This is a genomic window from Agarivorans sp. JK6, assembly GCF_045277145.1.
Classification (GTDB): Bacteria; Pseudomonadota; Gammaproteobacteria; order Enterobacterales; family Celerinatantimonadaceae; genus Agarivorans; species Agarivorans albus.
In genome coordinates this window covers 2,833,956-2,851,754 of record NZ_CP113525.1, presented here as the reverse complement: position 1 = coordinate 2,851,754, position 17,799 = coordinate 2,833,956, and the positions used below count along the sequence as shown (strand labels likewise).

Below are 17,799 nucleotides of genomic sequence, written 5' to 3'. Positions count from 1 at the left end.
TTAGTACGATTGGTATTAAACCAAATATTGTTTGCTACTGGCAAAGGCAACAAAGCTGTCGCTCATGCTGAGCTCTAAATCGTGATGATCCCAGCTATTTAATAATGCGTCGTAGCCTTCTTTTCCTGCCAAGGTGTAGGCGGAAGAAACGCCGCGATAAACCCGCTGTGGCTGCAACGCTTGCCAGCCTTGCTCTTCTTCAAGTTGTATTTGGCTAACGCGCTGCCCAAGAGGTTTGTGGGCTTGGTAGCTATAACGCAGTTTGTAAAAGTAGGGAAAGCTGCCATCTCCAGTACCCATTAAACCATTGTTAGTGGCATTATTAATGGCCCCTTCAATGGCCATAGCTAAATCTTCGCCCTTAATTAAATAACTCATTAAGGTTATTTCGAAGGGCAACAAACGACCACAAATGTCGGCCTTACTCAACGGGCCTGCTTTTAGCGATACGCGAACTCCGCCAGCATTGTGCAAGGCAAAATCGGTAGGGTGCTTGGCAGCTGAGGCTTGGTAAAATCCTTGGCAAATCAGCGGCGCAATTTCACTGCCATTGGGTAGATCTTTATTAGGCATTCTACTATGGCGTAAAGGCTGGCTGAGTTTGGTCACTATTTGGCTTTTCATTTGTTCAACCGCTGGACGATATTGTTGATTGATGATCTCGCTGATTTGCTGATCATCAGAGCACTTTAATAGCCCCGGTGCAGTAGCCAAGTAGTCGCTAATGAGACGGCGAGTTTCATTGCAAACTATCTGCCCGTTTTGTTTGGCTTGCCAGTTATCATCGATAAGAAACTCGGTCCCGCCTTCAAGCTTAATAACCTTGCCATTCTTATCAAAGTGTAAGCAGCTTAAACCTATGGATTCTGCATGTTTGCCAGCTTGTAGTACCAAGCAGCCATTCTGCCATTGTCCGTTATTGCCGGTACTTGCTAGCCCCAAATGACCAAATTCACCGGTTAATGTGTGTGAGTGGCCACCAACAATCACACTTATGCCAGTTACGGCTTTGGCTAAGGCAATGTCGCCGTCATAGCCCAAATGGCTAAGTATGACGATGTGATTTATACCCTGTTGCTTTAAGTGCTTAACCGTGGCTTGGGTGGTTTTTATGGCGTTCAAAAAATGGCAGTCGGCATCGGGGCAACCAATGTTGTGCATCTGGTCGTGAGTGATGCCTACAATGGCTAATTGCTGGTCGCCTAAGGGCTTAAGCAAGTAGTTAGCAATGGCCAGCTCGTTGTTGTAGTAATACAGATTGTTATGGGGAGCTAAAGGTAAATGCTTTTGCTGATCTTCTTGGCTTAAATCCATGTTGCCGGCAAGGCAGGGGAAGTTCACCTGATCAACAAATTTAGACACCGGAGCATTGCCAAGATCAAACTCATGATTGCCGATGGTCATGGCATCTACCGACATCAAATTGAGTAAATGAGCGTTAGCTTCACCTTTAAACTGGCTAAAATACAAACTGCCTTGAAAGCTATCGCCAGCGTGTAAAAACAGGCTTGAGCTATTATTTTGTGTTGCCAAGGCGTGGTGTTGTTTTACCGCTGTAGCTAACCTTGCATACCCGCCGCAGTATGCGTCTAGTTGGTAAACCTCCTGGTTTATTGTCACTTCAAAATGAACCAAAGTAGGCTCAAAATGAGAGTGGGTATCGTTGATGTGAGCAAGGTACAGCGAATAAGTCATGACTACTCCAAACTAGTGGGCAAGCATAATACGTTAGTTTGCTGGCTAGCTTGAAGTATTTGCTTCAATAATTTGGCCTGCTTGTTAATGGCGGCGAGCGTCAAAAGGTTTAGCTAGGCTCATTGGGGCCGCCAATTTCTGGCGAATAGGGTTGGCACTAATCATAACCATTACCACAATAGTTGCCACGTAAGGCATCATCGCTAGTAAGTTAGGCGATATGGTAAAGCCTATGCCTTGCATCACTAAGTGCAAAATTGAGGCCGCGCCAAATAGGTATGCCCCGACCATTAAATAACCTACACGCCAAGATGCAAACACCACTAACGATAGCGCAATCCAGCCGCGGCCAGCGGTCATGTTTTCCATCCACATTGGGGTATAAGAAAGCGACATATAAGCGCCCGCTAAGCCTGCCATTGCGCCGCCAAAAAGCACCGCAATATAACGAACTTTTATTACCTTAATGCCAAGAGCATTAGCCGAATAGGGGTTTTCGCCAACAGCGCGCAAGGTTAAACCTGCGCGTGTTTTATTCACAACCCACCAAGTTATTGCCACTAAAGCAAAACTGCCATATACCAAAATGTCATGCTGAAATAGCAAGGCCCCAAGCATTGGAATATCACTTAATAAAGGAATTGAAATCGCCTTAAAACCGTTAATGGTAGAGCCAACCAAGCTTGCACCCAAGAAAGCACTTAAACCGGTGCCAAAAATAGTAAGCGCTAGGCCAGTTGCCACTTGGTTGGTATTAAGGTTTAACGAGAGTAGCCCAAATATGCCCGCCATTAACATGCCTGCAATCACCGCTAGCAATAAACCCAAGGCTAAGTTGCCAGTAAAGTAGGCGCCGGCAAAGCCTGCCATAGCACCCATTAACATCATGCCTTCTTGGCCTAAGTTAAGTACGCCTGATTTTTCACAAATTAGCTCGCCTAGCGCTACTAATAACAAGGGGGTTCCGGTTTTAATTGCTGCTACCAATATTTGTTGCAGTAGTTCCATGTCCATTATGCAGCTCCTTGTTTAGCACTAGATGAAGAGGGTTGCGCTACGCCCGCGCTGGGCTGCCAGACTATTTTGTAATGAATGAGAAAGTCACAAGCGAGTAAGAAAAACAGCAGTACACCCTGGAATAAACCAGTGATAGCGGTGGGCATACCTAGTTCTATTTGGGCTAAATCGCTGCCCATATATAAAGTACCCATGAAGAATGCCGCGAAAATAATGCCAAAGGGATTGAGCCTGCCAAGGTAGGCCACAATAATGGCGGCGTAACCATAGCCTGGAGAGACTTGTGGGATGAGCTGACCAATTGGGCCAGTTACTTCTGCCACACCAGCAAAACCTGCCAGTGCGCCGGCGCTTAGCATTACGCTCCACACAATAAACTTGCTGCTGTAACCTGCGTAACGTGCAGCAGGTTGGTCGGAGCCAAATACTCGCAGCTGAAAACCAGGTAAGGTGCGATACAAAATGATCCCAGAGCCAACAGCAAATACCACTGCCATGAGAATACTAATGGAAGCGCGTCCATCTTCCATTATGGTAGGCAGCAATACACTGTCGGCGAAAATGGCTGACTCTGGGAAACCAAATCCGTCTGGGTCAATTAAGGGACCATGCACGCCCCACAGCAGCAAATACAAGCCAATGTAGTTGAGCATGATGGTGGTAAGAATAAGGTTGGTATGAAATAGCTGATGCAGCAAAGTGGGGATGGCGGCCCAAAGCATGCCAGCTAATGCCCCAGCAGCGAGGGTAACCAATAACCAACCATAGCCACTTTGCTCATTGGCTTGCAGTGCAAAATAGCTGCCGACTAACGCGCCAACCAGCAACTGGCCCTCAGCGCCAATGTTCCAAATATTGGCTTTGTAACACAAGGCTAAACCCGTAGCACAAAGCAGTAAGGGAGTGGTTTTTACCATTAACTCGCCTAGGTTGTAGCTATCACTAAGCGGGTCGATGATAAACACTTTAAAGGCGGTGGCTGGGTTTATGTCTAGTGCCCAAAACATCACACTAGACACCAACATGGTGAGAACAATAGCGATGAGTGGCGAGAGCCAAGACATTAACTTTGATGACTCTAAGCGGGCTTGAGTTTTAAGCATACGCTTGGCCTCCTTGCTCGCTATCGTTATGGACAAACCCACCGGCAATCCATTTGCCAATTTCTTCGATATTGGTTTGCTCGGTATGCACCGCCGCAGAAAGTTGCCCCTCGTATAAGGCGGCAATGCGATCGGAGATCATAAACAGCTCATCGATATCCTCAGACACCACCAAAATAGCAGCACCTTTATCGCGAAGTTCAATCAGTTGGCGATGAATTGCGCTGGCTGCGCCAATGTCTACGCCCCAGGTCGGGTGAGCACAAATCAAAATTTCTGGATTTTGGTCTACTTCTCTACCAATAATAAACTTTTGTAGGTTACCGCCCGATAAGCTCTTAGCTTGGGCGTGGGCGTTATGACATTTAACGTCATTTCGATGAATAATGGTTTTGGCGAGCTCCACCACTTTGTGCGGTAAAATTAGCCCTTTGCTTACCAAACCTTTGCGCGCGCTGGTAAGCAAGGTATTATCGGCCAAACTCATCTCTGGCACCGCCCCTTGGCCTAGGCGGTCGGTGGGTACATAGCTCATACCTAGCAAGCGGCGCTCGCCAGCATGTAGTTTACCCACTTTGCGTTTACCAATTAAAATGCTGTCGGCTGCCGCGCGAGTATCTTCGCCACTAAGTGCTTCGAGTAAATCTTCTTGGCCATTACCAGCAACCCCTGCAATACCCAGAATTTCACCGCGATGCAGACTTAAGTTCACCTTATTTAGGCCTGTGCCGAAGGGATTGGTGGGTGGCACGCTTAAATTACTCACAACCATTAACTCGTCTGAGCCAATGCGTTTTTGGTAGCGTTCCGATAGTTGGGTATCGCTACCAACCATCATGCCAGCAATTGATTCTGGCGTTTCTTGTGAAGGAATACATTCTCCACTCACTTTACCGCCACGTAATATAACTGCGCGATCACACAGCTCGGTGACTTCTTTTAGCTTGTGGCTAATAAACAAAATACTGCAGCCCTGGCTTGCCAAGGTGCGTAATACCTTAAATAAACCGGCTACTTCTTGGGGAGTGAGTACCGAGGTGGGCTCATCTAAAATCAGCAGTTTTACGTCTTGTATTAAGCAGCGTAAAATTTCAAGCCGCTGGCGTTCGCCAATGCTTAGATTATGCACGTAGCGGTCGGGTTCAACCTTTAACTCGTAGGCATTGCTTAGCTCAACGATCTTTGCTCGCAGCGCTGCGGCATCTTTAACTACACCAGCATCTAAGCTTAACGCTATGTTCTCTTGCACGGTGAGAGTTTCAAATACCGAGAAGTGCTGAAATACCATGCCAATGCCCATGGCTCTGGCCATGTTAGGCGAGCGTATTAATTGCTCTTTCCCTTTCCATAGTAGGCCGCCTTCGTCGGGCTGAATCACTCCGTAGATCATTTTGACCAGGGTGGATTTCCCTGCGCCATTTTCACCTAGTAGCGCCAAGATTTCTCCTTCGGCTAAGTCTAGGCTTACTTTGTCGTTGGCTATTACGCCGGGGTAACGTTTTGTCACTCGCCATAACGACAACAAGCTTTGCTCTGGTTTCATTTTGCGTCCATTCGTTTATGCATTCTATCCGCTTGGCTGGTCTTACTGCATAAATCTGACCAACTGTTCAAGTTAAGCGCTGTAGCTAATAAGTTGCAATTGTTGGTTTTTTGTTGTGCTTTGATGGTGCGAAGTATGGCAAGTTTTGGCGCGTTATGGTGCGTTTATCGCTATTTTTAGTAAAGCAAACTTAGTGCTAGTGATTTATAAATTAATCATTAATAATACTTTGGTATAAAGTTTCAGCATTAAAGTTCAACAGGGAGAGTGGGTTAGCATGGCTAAAGCTACGGCAGGTCAAAGTGGCGCAATTAGAAAAAAGAATGAACGGCTTATTCTTAAAGCGGCAACCAATGAATTTGTAAAACACGGTTACCAAGGCACCTCCTTACAAGCCATTGCCGACAGAGCCGAGTTGCCCAAGGCTAACATCCTGTATTACTTCAAATCTAAACAAGGCTTATACAAAACCTTGCTCGAAGATATTGTAGATATGTGGAACGATGCCTTTGAAAACACCACCGCTAACGACGACCCTGAGCAAGCAATTAGTGCTTATATTCGCTCTAAAATGCGTTACAGCCGTAGCCACCCTAAAAGCTCTCGGATCTTTGCTATGGAAATTATCCAAGGCGCTCCTAACTTAAAGGGCAACTTACAATTTCCTGTTGTAGATTGGACTAAAAACAAGTGTAGCTTGATTCAAGCTTGGGTCGACCAAGGCAAAATTGCAGCAATAGAGCCTTTATATCTGTTGTTTTTGATTTGGGGAGCTACCCAATTTTACGCCGATTTTGATACCGAAATTAGAATGATTAACGGTAAAACCTTAAGCGCAGAAGAGTTTGCCAAAGCCGAACAAAACCTGATTGATATAGTTATTCGCGGGATTGGCTTAAAAAGCTAAAGCAAAAAGCTGAGTGCTTGGTCAGATTTTTGCTTATGCTTTAGCTACTATGCTAACAGGACAAGCACTAAGTAATGTCGCCACTCTCTAATCAAGCTCAAACTAGTTTAGCTCTACCAGTAAACCAAACACTTTGGATTAAAAATCCTTTAGCCGTATTTAGCGGAGCTATCAGCGGCCCTGATGCTGAGCGCGATTTGGGTGGTGGCATTGTGATTCAAGGAAGCCAAATAATTGAATGTATTGCAGCAGGGCAGCAGCCGGTTGCGGCAGTAGACCAACAGCTCGACGCCAGTGATATGGTGTTGCTGCCCGGCTTAATTAATACTCATCACCACTTTTATCAAACTCTTACGCGCTGCTTACCGGCTGCAATTAATCAGCCGCTATTTCCTTGGTTACAAACGCTTTACCCAGTATGGGCTGGCCTTACTGCTAAGCACATCGAGGTTGCTACAGAGATTGCTTGTTGGGAGCTAATGTTGAGCGGTGCGACAACGGTGGCCGATCATCACTATGTATTTAATCATGCCTTAAGCGAGGCGATAGATATTCAAGCCGAGGTAGTAGGGCGCTTGGGGGTGCGGGCAACCTTAACCCGCGGCAGTATGAGTTTGTCACAAAAAGACGGCGGCTTGCCGCCAGACTCTGTGGTGCAAACCGAGCAGCAAATTCTTGATGATAGCCTGCGTTTAATTAAGCGCTATCACAGTGTTGAACAAGGCAGCATGCTTAACTTGGCGCTTGCGCCATGCTCACCTTTTTCGGTGACCGAATCGCTAATGTGCGACACCGCCACGTTAGCCAAAGAGCAAGGTGTACGACTGCATACTCACCTTGGTGAAACCATTGATGAAAACGACTTTTGCCTGAGAACCTTAGGCATGCGACCGGTAGACTATTTGGAGCATTGCGGGTGGCTAGGGCCACAAACGTGGTTAGCGCATGGCATTCACTTTGACCAAGCTGAAATTCAACGTTTAGGTGCTGCACAAGTTGGAGTAGCACATTGCCCAACCTCTAACATGGTGCTGGCATCGGGCATTTGCCCCACCTTAGACTTAGCCAAAGCCGGTTGTAAGCTAGGCATGGCGGTAGATGGTTCAGCTTCTAACGACAGCTCTAATATGATTCAAGAGTTACGCCATTCATTAATGCAGCAGCGCTTGCGTTATCGCGCCGATCAAATCACTCACCACCATGTGCTTAATTGGGCAACACAAGGCAGCGCAGCGGTATTGGGGCGCGATGATATTGGCGTTTTGGCGCCAGGTAAGCAGGCAGACATTGGTTTGTATAAGTTAGATGGCCTTAATTTTTCGGGTGCTCACGACCCATTAGCCGCTTTGATTTTGTGTGGTGCAAGCCAAGTGAGCAAACTGATGGTAGCGGGTAAGTGGATTATTGAAGACGCTGATGAAACCCGCGCCCAGCTAGAACAACTAAAATTACAGCATCACCAATTAGCCATTCAATTGGTGAACTAAGGAAAACTATGAGCAACAAAAACTACCCTCGAGATTTAGTCGGTTACGGCCAAAACCCGCCCAAAGCAAACTGGCCAAACAAAGCCAAAGTTGCCCTGCAATTTGTGGTTAATTATGAAGAGGGGGGCGAAAATTGCGTATTACATGGTGATAGTCATTCCGAGAAGTTTTTATCGGAAATTGTTGGGGCAGAGGCGTACCCCGATCGTCATATGAGTATGGAATCCATATACGAGTATGGTAGCCGAGCGGGTTTTTGGCGCTTGCATCGTTTGTTTGTGAGCCAAGGGATCCCAGTAACCGTGTTTGCCGTTGCTATGGCCCTGCAGCGCAATCCAGAAGCGGTAAAAGCTATGTTAGATGCCAACTGGGAAATTGCCAGCCATGGTTTAAGGTGGATTCATTATCAAGACTTTAGCGAGCAGCAAGAGCGAGAACATATAGAGCAAGCCATCGAGATTCATCAACAAACCACTGGCAGCAAACCTAAAGGCTGGTATACCGGCCGCACCAGCCCGCATACCCTAAAGTTAATTGCCGAACGTGACGATATTCTCTATTGCGCTGATAGCTACGCCGACGACTTACCTTATTGGGACAACAACTACAGCAAACCCTTGTTAATGGTGCCCTATACCCTAGACACCAACGACATGCGCTTTGCTACCCCACAGGGTTTTAACAGCGGCGAGCAGTTTTACCAATATTTAAAAGATGCCTTTGATGTGTTGTATTTTGAAGGAGAAACCACGCCTAAAATGCTTAGCATTGGCTTGCACTGCCGCATAATAGGCCGCCCAGCAAGGTTTGCTGCGTTACAACGTTTTATTCAATATACCCAGCAGTTTGAAGGTGTTTGGTATGCCACCAGAGAGCAAATTGCAGAGCATTGGGTGAAAGAACAGGGGTGATAGTAGAGTGAAGGTAATAGCTGATAACTACTAGGAAGAGCTATTAGATTAGGCTAGTTGCTTGTGTGAGATATTGGTTAGCTTTATGCTAAATTTTTGCTGCTGAAGCCGCTTTGACGCATGTTTGAACCGTCCCGTTTTTATTCTTCATTTCTATAGTTGTGTCATTCAAGAAGATAACCTCTTGTTCTGAGTGTTTCATTGATGAGTTATTGAGTGATTTTTTGACATTGTTAAGGTGTTTATCAGACGCGGCATTTTTGGGTAAAACATCAACATAGCCAATATCAGTCAACAAACTATGGCCATCTAATATCCAAGAACCGCTGACATATAGGTCGAACTCAAGGCTGCTTGCATCCACAGCTGAAATGGTAACCGAGTTAGCAAACCCAGTGAAACTGCCGTCTGGTCCATATATCGTTACTGAATCTAACTTCGACACTGGTAACACTGACTCACATTGCCAAGCCCCTTGAAACTGTTCTTTAGTTAGTTTCAGATCTTCGGTGGCAAAACCTTTACTACAGGCTGCTAGAACGATAACAATACCAAACTTTCTAATGTTCATTTTTCTTCCTTGATGAAACGATAATGACCAAAAAATCTTACGTCTTAGCCTAATTTGTAGCGCGATCTTTAGTTTTGGTAAGTAAGTGCTTGGTCAACGATGTCCTCGTTCTCTTGCCACCATTGGACTAAAAAATTCGAAGCTTATGATGCAAGTACAATACGAAAATACCACCAAAACGCCAGCCCAGTAATTTAAATGTTCGAAGAAGCTAAAGACTCCAATTACATATAACGGAGTAATGATTAGGTAGAACAGAAAACTTAAGAATTGGTTAATTGCTAGTTTAGTTCCACATGACTTACAGCGAGTAGCCCAAAGCATCAGCGGTAAAACAGAGACTGACTTTTCATTGCAGCTAGGACACTTTCTTTTCATAAGACTTCTTAGGTACTTAACCTTATATATCTAAATCGATGATTATAAGATAAAAATGTAATAGCGATGGGGCGCTAAATGTGGATGTTTTAAGCAAGGGATAGTTAACAGTGGATAATTAAAAAGCAGCACTAAGTGCTGCTTTTTGTAAATAATCTTATAGCTAACCGTCTAGTAGTTCGTGGTCTTTAGGCAATTGGTTGGCTAACCACAGTACCAGTTTGTGGCGCATTTCCGGGCCAGTAGTTTTGTCTTTAGGCAGTGGTGTTAGTCGTTTGTCTTCGGCTAACAACATGTATAAGGCTTCTACTTTGTCTTTCTCTGATATGCCGGGTGGAAACTTGGCAAAACCGCGTTGCAGTGCGTATACCTCACCAATTTGTAAGGCTTTTTTTAGTAACTGAGCTTCATGTTTATATTTTTTCACTAATCATCTCGCTGCGTAGCCGTTTTTCTTCAACATACGGTAAAGCGCTGGCTATTAACAGTGTTTAGCTCACTAATTGTTAGTCATACCAAAAACAATAGTCCAGTAGCTTTAAAAATGGTCATTTAAGCGAGAAAGAAAGTAATTGTTGCGACCATTAATCAGCGCTTCTTCATTAATTCTTCTTCATCAGCTCAGCAAATCGAGTTGACGCAAAGTTGAGTCCGGCGCTACCACCTCCCAAAAGACCTCCGGTAATGAGTACGTCGGCAATTCGTATTAGGTGGCCGTGTATGCCGGATATTTCAGTTAGGTTCATCATTACATCACTAAGAATGCTAAGCCCTAGTGAAGCCAGCACAATACCCGAGATAAACACAAAAAAGGTCACGTCTCGGTTGCATGTTGATTGATGCCTAGCCAGCGAAAACTCATAGCTGTGTTTAATGCAAAGTAGCGCGGCTCGGTATTCATCGGCGGTATCTTCTGGTGGGATAAGCAAATCAACCATTTGCTTATCTAACACTTTTTGCGCGACCTGGATCTCTCGTTCAAACACCATTTTTAGCACGTTTAAGTGTTGGCTTTCATCGGATAGGGTTTCTTTAATTCTGGATATTCTTAAGGTCCAATCGGCTACTTTTCGATTTCGGTAGTTACTTACAAATACTGCAGCGGCTCGCTCTACCGCAACCACAATAAATAGGTACTTTAAGAAAATGTCACTGCCTTTATCTGACAACTCGGGATTCACTACCAAAAAGTGAATGTCTTTGTAGCCCCAGTAGAACACAGCTATCAGGCTGGTAACAAAGATGATAACCGCCACCACTACTTGCCAGGTGCCCGTGGATTTTTTGCTAAGGTGTGAGTTGGTATTAGCCATAAGCTGTAGTCCTGATTGTTCGAGCAATCGGTCATTTGCTATTTTGCGCCCACAGCTATGCTGTGGGGTCTATTTATAGTTTAGGTTGTTATTACAAATTTGTCGGGTGAAACAGCAAAGTGGCAGTTGCTGTTTCTAGCAGTTGTTTAGCTGCCACTTGCCAAGTTGGCTAAATTGAGCGAGTACTGCTAGATGAGGTTAGTTAACTGTAGCAATAGTGTTCTGTTGCCGTTAAAATCCCGCGCAATTCAAGATTAGGCTGTTAGCCCAAGTAAAGTGAGTTTGAAACATGAGTAGAAAGATTGAATTACTTGCCCCCGGTGGTGATGTAGAAGCCATAAAGGCGGCGGTAATTGCTGGTGCCAATGCGGTGTATTGTGGTTTAGATACCTTTAATGCCCGTAACCGTGCCTCAAACCTTTCTTTTGATGATTTGAATGGTATTTTACGCTTGGCGCATAAGTATGATTGTGAGGTGTTTCTAACCCTAAACGTGGTCATTCTTGAACAAGAAATTCCTGCCATGGTTAAGTTGCTTAACAAACTGGTAAATACCAGCCTTAATGGGATTATTGTGCAAGACTTGGGCATGTTTAACTTAGTTAAGAAGCATTTCCCAAGCTTAGATATTCATGCTTCTACCCAGCTCACTACCCACAACGAAGGGCAGGTAGAGTTTTTGGCAAAGCTTGGCGCTTCTAGGCTTAACCTGTCACGCGAGCTAAATTTAGCTGAGATAAAAACACTAACGGCTTTAGCGCATAAACATGATGTATTAACCGAGGTGTTTGTACATGGCTCGTTGTGTATCGCCTTTTCTGGTCAGTGTTACTCGAGTTCGGTAAGTGTGGGTAACTCAGGTAACCGCGGCCGTTGTAGCCAAGCGTGCAGAGACGAATACGAAATCACCAATGCTGGTAATCGTTTCCCACTTAACCTTAAAGACAATTCTGCTTATTTTGATTTGCCAGAGCTGGTGGATGCACAAGTAGACTCACTTAAAATTGAGGGCCGTATTAAAGGTGCTCACTATGTTTACACCGTGGTGGATAGCTGGCGTAAACATATCGATAAGTTTGTTGAGACCGGAAAAATTCTAGCCGACGATTCAAACCTATACCGAGTATTTAACCGAGATTTCACCAACTCCTTCTTAAAGGGTAACCTTACCAAGGATATGTTTATCGATAACCCGCGTGATAACAGCGTGCAGCATGCGGTGCAAAAATATAACGCTATATCAGTGGTAGAAATTAAAGAAGCAAGAAAAGGGCTGCACGCAGAGCGCAACGAAATTGGTGATGAGCTAGCCGAAAAAGTTAAGTACTTGAGCATTGCCAAGCAGCCTTTAAAGGTTCAGTTTTCTGGTGAGTTAAATCAACCCTTGCGTTTAATTCTCACTGTTGCTGATAACGATAAAGTGTATCAATTGGCGACTGAAGAGTTGCTTAGCCAAGCCGGTAAACAATCTTTAGACCAAGCCCTGCTTGAGAAGCGTTTTAAAAACTTCGCTAACCGAGATTACGATTACGCTGAGTTTGATTGCTCAGATTTAGCAGCCAACTTAAGTTTGCCGCTTAAGCAAATTAGTGAGCTGAAAAACCAAGCCATATTGGCCTTAAACAATTCTGTGCCTCATGTGCCAGCGGTAGAGGTGCCAGCCTTGCCTAAGCACCCTCGTACAGAAGGTAAACCGAGCATGTCGCTGCTTATTGCAGATGAAAAAGACTTACACCTATGTGATTTAACCGAATCAGATGTTTATTTTAAGCTGCCAGAGAGCTTTAAAACTGGCAATAATAAGTACATTGATATTTTCTTGCGTAATCCGCGATTAATCCCGTGGTTCCCAGCAGTGTTAATTGGTAAAGATTACCTAGAAGCGGTGCGTTTACTGGAAGAAGTTCGCCCAACACGCATTGTAAGTAACAATACCGGTGTGGCTTTTAAGGCTTACCAAATGGGCATTGAGTGGATAGCCGGACCATTCTTAAATACCACCAATTCGCATGCTTTGGTGACTTTAAAAGAAGAGCTTAATTGTGCTGGTGCGTTTATTTCTAACGAAATTAATCGCATGCAAATTAGAAATATTACCAAGCCCGATAACTTCAAATTGCTCTACAGCATTTATCACCCTATTTTGATGATGACTAGCCGCCAGTGTTTCTTCCAACAAACTGTAGGCTGTAATAAGCCTGCGATTGAAGATGGCTGCATGCTTAAGTGTACTAAGGCTACCACTATTACTAATGTGAAAGGTGTGTCATTTGCGGTCGACAAACAAAAGGGCGGTTACCCAAGCATTTACAACCACGAGCAATTCTTGAACTTCGATATTGTGAATGATCTAGCAGGCCAGTTTGACGAGTTTTTTATCGACCTAACCAACATAGGCGCAGGCTCGAAAGCTGAGTTAGATAAAACGGTATTGGTCACTCAGTTTGAGGCATTTCTGCAAGGTGATGAACAAGCGCAACAACAACTTAGCAATATGGTTACAGTGGCAACGAACGCCCAATACAGCCAAGGCTTGTAATCCTCTAACAAGCACTGCTGGTATTTTTCTAGCAGTGTTTTGACGACTATTTGATCTGCGTTGCTTGGTAGAGGGGTACCTTGTTAAAAAGCACTTCTCCCGTGGTTTTTAAGCATTTGGTTCGCTTAGCGTCACGATCATATACGTGCGTTGTTTGATGATTAATTACGCGCTAAGTATGCTGTACGCCCTCTCAATATTGACTCATCCCTCATTAGCCTGATAGCATCGCCACTTTATTGATTTTAAAGTTAATACCTAGCAACTAAAACAGGCAAGGAACCGCATGTTTAAGGCAGCAAATCAAGGTGGCGTAGAGCGAGGCAAGTATGCAAGCAAACGCTAATCCTATCGAGCAATCTAAGTTCAACCAAACACTGCTAGTAGACCCATTTGGCCAGTCTTACTTCTTCTTGCCTGCTCAAGCTAATACTCATGACGTACCTGCAGAGCAAGTTCAAAATAGTATTGAGAAGTACAACATTGATGCCTTGTTACAAAACCATAGCGTCTCATGGGGCCAGCAATTTGATATTGATAGGCTCTATCAGCAAGTTTCTAATGACTACTTAGCACACAATAAATCTCGCCAAGATAAACTCAGCTGGTTAAGCCGCAGCATTATGAGCGGAGAGGTAAGTGTATTTAAGGGTGAAAATTTTGCGCCGTTGCCACCAACCGATGCAGAAGGTGGTATTCCAGTAGCAAGTGTGCCGGAAAAAGTCATTTCGCGTGTTGTCGCTGCAAAAGAATCTTTAGGGCATGGCGGCAGGGTTTCAGCTAGTGCTCAACCAGAGACATTAGAAGAAACTAGAAGTGCAAAACCTAAGACCTCACGCGATGGAAAGATAAAATCTTTTGCGCAAGCGGAAAAACGTTTGGCGAAGTCTCGAGAAGAGATCAAAGAACGTAAGGATGCGGGTGAGCCAGCTTACAAACCAAAATACAGTGATGATGAGCTAGTAAAAATGGCGAATTCTGGAGCAACGGCCAATGATAGGTTCTTAGTTAGCATTCAACCGAAGAATAGCGCTGATGACGCGAAACTTGCCTTTCAAAGAGATAGCGGGCTAGCTCCTACTTGGACGACTTCGTTTGATCAAATTGAAGCTGCCGATTCAGATCCCGAGTTAATCTATAAAGTACTTGGCAACGGTTCATGGTATGACCCCAAAAAAGATTATGTTATGCACATCATCGATCGAGGTGAGAACTTAGATCGGTTTGGTGGAAATACTGTTGTACCTACATGGGAGAATATGGGCGATGTTGTCACCAAGAATGTGGAAGGGCATGATAAAGATGTACTTATAAGTACTATGAATTCGGGCTATCAAGCTGAATATGCAGATAAAATGACAAGTTTTTGGGGTGTCGGAGGCAAAGAGTTCAATCCTAAACAAATAAATGAGTATGCTTCTAGTATGCCTCCTAACGAAGCAGATAAATTTTTAGCTAGGCATGAAGTTAGAACGGAAATAGGAGCTAACGCCGAGTTCACAGGAAATGGTTTAACTGCTAACACCGCTGATGGAGGGGGGCAATACGGTGTTGTAGAAACCTTAAGTATAGAAAAAGACTTACCTCCTCTGACTGAGCTACAGACTTCCAAATCAGGTGGTTCTCCTATAGTGAGAACAGTCAATCTAATTCCAATTAAGTAAGTTTATGATGAAAAAAATACCAATATTAGACCCTCTGGATCTGCCTCTAAGCTCTAGGGTGTTATTTGAACTAGATTACCCTATGTTTGAAAATGAAAAGCACAAACTTATACAGTTTGAGGATTACATAGTTTACTGGTCAAAATATAAAAGTCTTTTCACCAAAGAAGATAAAATATCTCAATCAGAGTTTCCTTTAGAGTCAATAGCCTGGTTCACGAGAACAATAGAGAGTAATTATTGGGGAAATAAAGGAGATCAAAGCACCAATTCGGAAAGTAGAATGTTTAGTGGTGAAAGTATAGGAATTAGCTCAATGATGCACTGCTGTTCAGAAAATCTATCTGGTTATAACTTTTGGAACAAGTCAAGGGTTGATCATGTATCAAATAGACCACCACAAAGTTGGTTAATACCTCGATATATGCTTAAAGAAGGGCTTTTAGAGAAACTCAAGAGTATTACTTAAACATTTTGCTAAACGCTTTAAAATATAGGGACTTTATAAGTCTCATGCCGTCAGGGAATCAATGAGTAATTATTAATGAAAGTATTTCCTATTCTAAAGACTGATGAACTACCTAAACAAGCAAAAATATTATTTAGCGTTGATTACCCGATGTTTGAAGGTGATATTAATAATATTATTCTTCTTGATGAATACGTCATAATCTGGACAGAATACACAAGTAAACTTACAGGCAAAAGAAAGGTATCACAGTTAGAGTTCCCTAAAGACGCCATACAATGGTTTGTAAATACGATTGAAAACAATTATTGGGGTAATGGCGGAGACAAATCAAGCACCTCAGAAGAAGTAGTCATTAATAATGAGTCTATTGGTGTTAGTTCAATGGCACACTGTTGCGCTGAAAACCTCCCAGGATATAATTTTTGGAACCGGTCACGGAAAGATCATGTTTCAAATCTCCCGCCTCAAGAATGGGATATACCTCGATATATGCTTGAGGAAGGGCTTTTAGAAAAGTTAAAGCGCATTACTTAAACATTTCGCTAAACGCCATAAAACGGGGACCTTATAAGTTTCATTCAGTCAGGGAGTTAATCCGCTAGCGTGTCTACATTACCTATATTGTACTCTCTGCAAAACTGTCCTTATGCGATGAGGGCTCGAATGGCTATTTTGCTGGCTGGGCAAGCTGTGCGTTTGCGGCCAATAGTGATGAAAAACAAGCCTGAAGAAATGTTAGCCTTGTCGCCAAAAGGAACAGTACCGGTATTGGTTTTAGCTGATACCCCCAACGCTGAAGCAACTCAATATCAGGTTATTGATGAGAGCCTAGATATTATGCTGTGGGCGCTAAGGCGTAACGACCCTAATGATTTATTGTATTCAGCGCGAGGCGATGCGCTAGATGAAATGCTGCAAATTATTGAGCATAACGATCAGCAATTTAAGCCGGATTTAGAGCGCTATAAAGACGCAAAACGCTACCATCATCAAGACCTAGAAGCATGCAGGCTAAAGTGTGAGCCTTTTGTGCAAGACTTGGAGCAACGTTTAACTAAACACAGGTTTCTAATGGGCGATAAAGCCAGCCTGCTCGATTACGCTTTACTGCCGTTTATTCGACAGTTTTCTAAGGTTAACCGACAGCTTTACTTAAACGGCCCGTATACTCACTTACAAGCTTGGTTAAATCTGCATTTGCAAAGTCGCCTTTTTTCTAAAGCGATGTTTAAACATCCTCTATGGTTGGACACTCAGCAAGACATTGTATTTGGTGAAAATAATTAGCTGCCATTTTTTGGCGATAGCTTTGGTTTTAGCCAATTAGAAACGGTGCTTAGCACTAAGCTGATTAACCAAGCTTAAGGTTGTTTTAAGTAAGTGTGCCAGCTTTGGTTAGTTTGCTGGTACTGGTGAATGCAAAACTCTTGGCGCTCTGCCAAGTAGCTGGTGTCAATCTCGTTTAGCAACTTTGGGTAGCGTTTAGGGTTAGATCCATACACTAAACACAGGGTTGAAAAATAGCGTTGTAAATCAAAACTGTGTTCATTTATATATTCACTTAACTCGTAATAATTGGGTTTATCTTCAGATTCAAACGCAAACATGTCGGCTGCACTAATTGCTACTTCGTCACCCAGTTCAACGTAGTTGAGTAATACAATGGTGGCTAAATTGTCTGCTGCATCTTCCTCTTTACCAAGGATTGGTATTTGCTGGTCGGTAATGTAAGCGTGTCCTAACTCATGTAAAAGAGTGTGCAATAGGGTGTCTATGGCTGCATCTTCTGCGCTTATGCCATAACGTTTTTGGTAATTGTTATTGGCGAAAAACTCTAAGGTCTCTGCAACAAAGGCATAAGGAATGTAAATACCGTGAGCGTCTGGGTAGTACAGTGGGCCATCATTAATGCCATATTCTAAGGTAACAGCTCGTCTAAAGTTGAACAGCTGTGCAACTAACTGGCTAAAGTGTTGGTTTACATTACTGCGTTTTATAAGCGCACGGCTTTCTTTATCGGCTTGGCTTACCGCTGGTTGCATTATTATTTGAATGTTTGTTGCGGGTTGGTTTGCTAATGTCGGATTAGCAATAAGCCCCAATAAAATGGCAAGTATCTTAATAAGCTTCAATGGCAGGCCTCTAGGTATTTAGCGACTGGTGCTTTTAGCTTAGCTGTTATTTGGCTTGCTAGCCTTA

At 43.8% G+C, this 17,799-nt stretch carries 16 protein-coding genes; 8 read left to right on the top strand and 8 right to left on the bottom strand.

Annotated elements, in window-relative coordinates; translation table 11 throughout:
- Window positions 1–15 precede the first annotated feature (15 nt).
- From OV592_RS13255 to OV592_RS13240, 4 genes are all read right to left on the bottom strand, one after another.
- Window positions 16–1,695 (bottom strand): bifunctional metallophosphatase/5'-nucleotidase, encoded by a 1,680-nt coding sequence (locus tag OV592_RS13255; protein ID WP_406608907.1) that lies wholly within the window; start codon window positions 1,693–1,695, stop codon window positions 16–18.
- Between the two features lie 84 nt (window positions 1,696–1,779).
- Window positions 1,780–2,709 (bottom strand): ABC transporter permease, encoded by a 930-nt coding sequence (locus OV592_RS13250; protein ID WP_016400612.1) that lies wholly within the window; start codon window positions 2,707–2,709, stop codon window positions 1,780–1,782.
- Window positions 2,709–3,815: an ABC transporter permease gene (locus OV592_RS13245; RefSeq protein WP_406608906.1), complete on the bottom strand. Its 1,107-nt coding sequence runs from the start codon at window positions 3,813–3,815 to the stop codon at window positions 2,709–2,711. Before OV592_RS13245 ends, OV592_RS13250 begins: the two co-directional genes overlap by 1 nt.
- The gene (locus OV592_RS13240) at window positions 3,808–5,358 is read right to left on the bottom strand and encodes an ABC transporter ATP-binding protein (RefSeq protein ID WP_406608905.1); all 1,551 of its coding nucleotides are present in this window, start codon (window positions 5,356–5,358) and stop codon (window positions 3,808–3,810) included. The genes OV592_RS13245 and OV592_RS13240 overlap by 8 nt, the downstream gene beginning before the upstream one ends.
- A gap of 277 nt (window positions 5,359–5,635) precedes the next feature.
- On the opposite strand from OV592_RS13240, the gene OV592_RS13235 reads away from it, so the two are divergent.
- The 3 genes from OV592_RS13235 to puuE all read left to right on the top strand — a co-directional run bounded on the left by OV592_RS13235 (window position 5,636) and on the right by puuE (window position 8,663).
- Entirely contained in the window at window positions 5,636–6,265 is a 630-nt protein-coding gene (locus tag OV592_RS13235; RefSeq protein WP_406608904.1) for a TetR/AcrR family transcriptional regulator, read from the top strand.
- Window positions 6,266–6,339: 74 nt separating this feature from the next.
- The gene (locus tag OV592_RS13230; RefSeq protein ID WP_406608903.1) at window positions 6,340–7,752 is read left to right on the top strand and encodes an 8-oxoguanine deaminase; all 1,413 of its coding nucleotides are present in this window, start codon (window positions 6,340–6,342) and stop codon (window positions 7,750–7,752) included.
- An 8-nt stretch (window positions 7,753–7,760) separates the two neighbouring features.
- The gene (puuE, locus tag OV592_RS13225; protein WP_406608902.1) at window positions 7,761–8,663 is read left to right on the top strand and encodes an allantoinase PuuE; all 903 of its coding nucleotides are present in this window, start codon (window positions 7,761–7,763) and stop codon (window positions 8,661–8,663) included.
- A gap of 88 nt (window positions 8,664–8,751) precedes the next feature.
- On the opposite strand, the gene OV592_RS13220 is transcribed toward puuE, so the two are convergent.
- The 3 genes from OV592_RS13220 to OV592_RS13210 form a co-directional block, all read right to left on the bottom strand.
- Entirely contained in the window at window positions 8,752–9,234 is a 483-nt protein-coding gene (locus OV592_RS13220; RefSeq protein ID WP_406608901.1) for a hypothetical protein, read from the bottom strand.
- A gap of 541 nt (window positions 9,235–9,775) precedes the next feature.
- Window positions 9,776–10,039, bottom strand: a complete 264-nt coding sequence (locus tag OV592_RS13215; protein WP_163132895.1) for a DUF5062 family protein — start codon at window positions 10,037–10,039, stop codon at window positions 9,776–9,778.
- Window positions 10,040–10,214: 175 nt separating this feature from the next.
- Window positions 10,215–10,925, bottom strand: a complete 711-nt coding sequence (locus OV592_RS13210) for a hypothetical protein (protein WP_406608900.1) — start codon at window positions 10,923–10,925, stop codon at window positions 10,215–10,217.
- Between the two features lie 289 nt (window positions 10,926–11,214).
- On the opposite strand from OV592_RS13210, the gene OV592_RS13205 reads away from it, so the two are divergent.
- From OV592_RS13205 to OV592_RS13185, 5 genes are all read left to right on the top strand, one after another.
- Window positions 11,215–13,464, top strand: a complete 2,250-nt coding sequence (locus tag OV592_RS13205; protein WP_406608899.1) for a peptidase U32 family protein — start codon at window positions 11,215–11,217, stop codon at window positions 13,462–13,464.
- Between the two features lie 329 nt (window positions 13,465–13,793).
- Entirely contained in the window at window positions 13,794–15,128 is a 1,335-nt protein-coding gene (locus OV592_RS13200) for a hypothetical protein (protein ID WP_406608898.1), read from the top strand.
- Window positions 15,129–15,132: 4 nt separating this feature from the next.
- Entirely contained in the window at window positions 15,133–15,597 is a 465-nt protein-coding gene (locus tag OV592_RS13195) for a hypothetical protein (RefSeq protein WP_406608897.1), read from the top strand.
- Window positions 15,598–15,672: 75 nt separating this feature from the next.
- Window positions 15,673–16,134, top strand: a complete 462-nt coding sequence (locus OV592_RS13190) for a hypothetical protein (protein ID WP_406608896.1) — start codon at window positions 15,673–15,675, stop codon at window positions 16,132–16,134.
- A gap of 69 nt (window positions 16,135–16,203) precedes the next feature.
- On the top strand, window positions 16,204–16,887 hold the full coding sequence (locus OV592_RS13185) for a glutathione S-transferase (protein WP_406608895.1): 684 nt from the start codon (window positions 16,204–16,206) through the stop codon (window positions 16,885–16,887).
- 74 nt (window positions 16,888–16,961) lie between these two features.
- On the opposite strand, the gene OV592_RS13180 is transcribed toward OV592_RS13185, so the two are convergent.
- A complete protein-coding gene (locus OV592_RS13180) occupies window positions 16,962–17,732 on the bottom strand; it encodes a DUF4344 domain-containing metallopeptidase (RefSeq protein ID WP_406608894.1) in 771 nt (256 codons plus the stop codon).
- Window positions 17,733–17,799 lie beyond the last annotated feature (67 nt).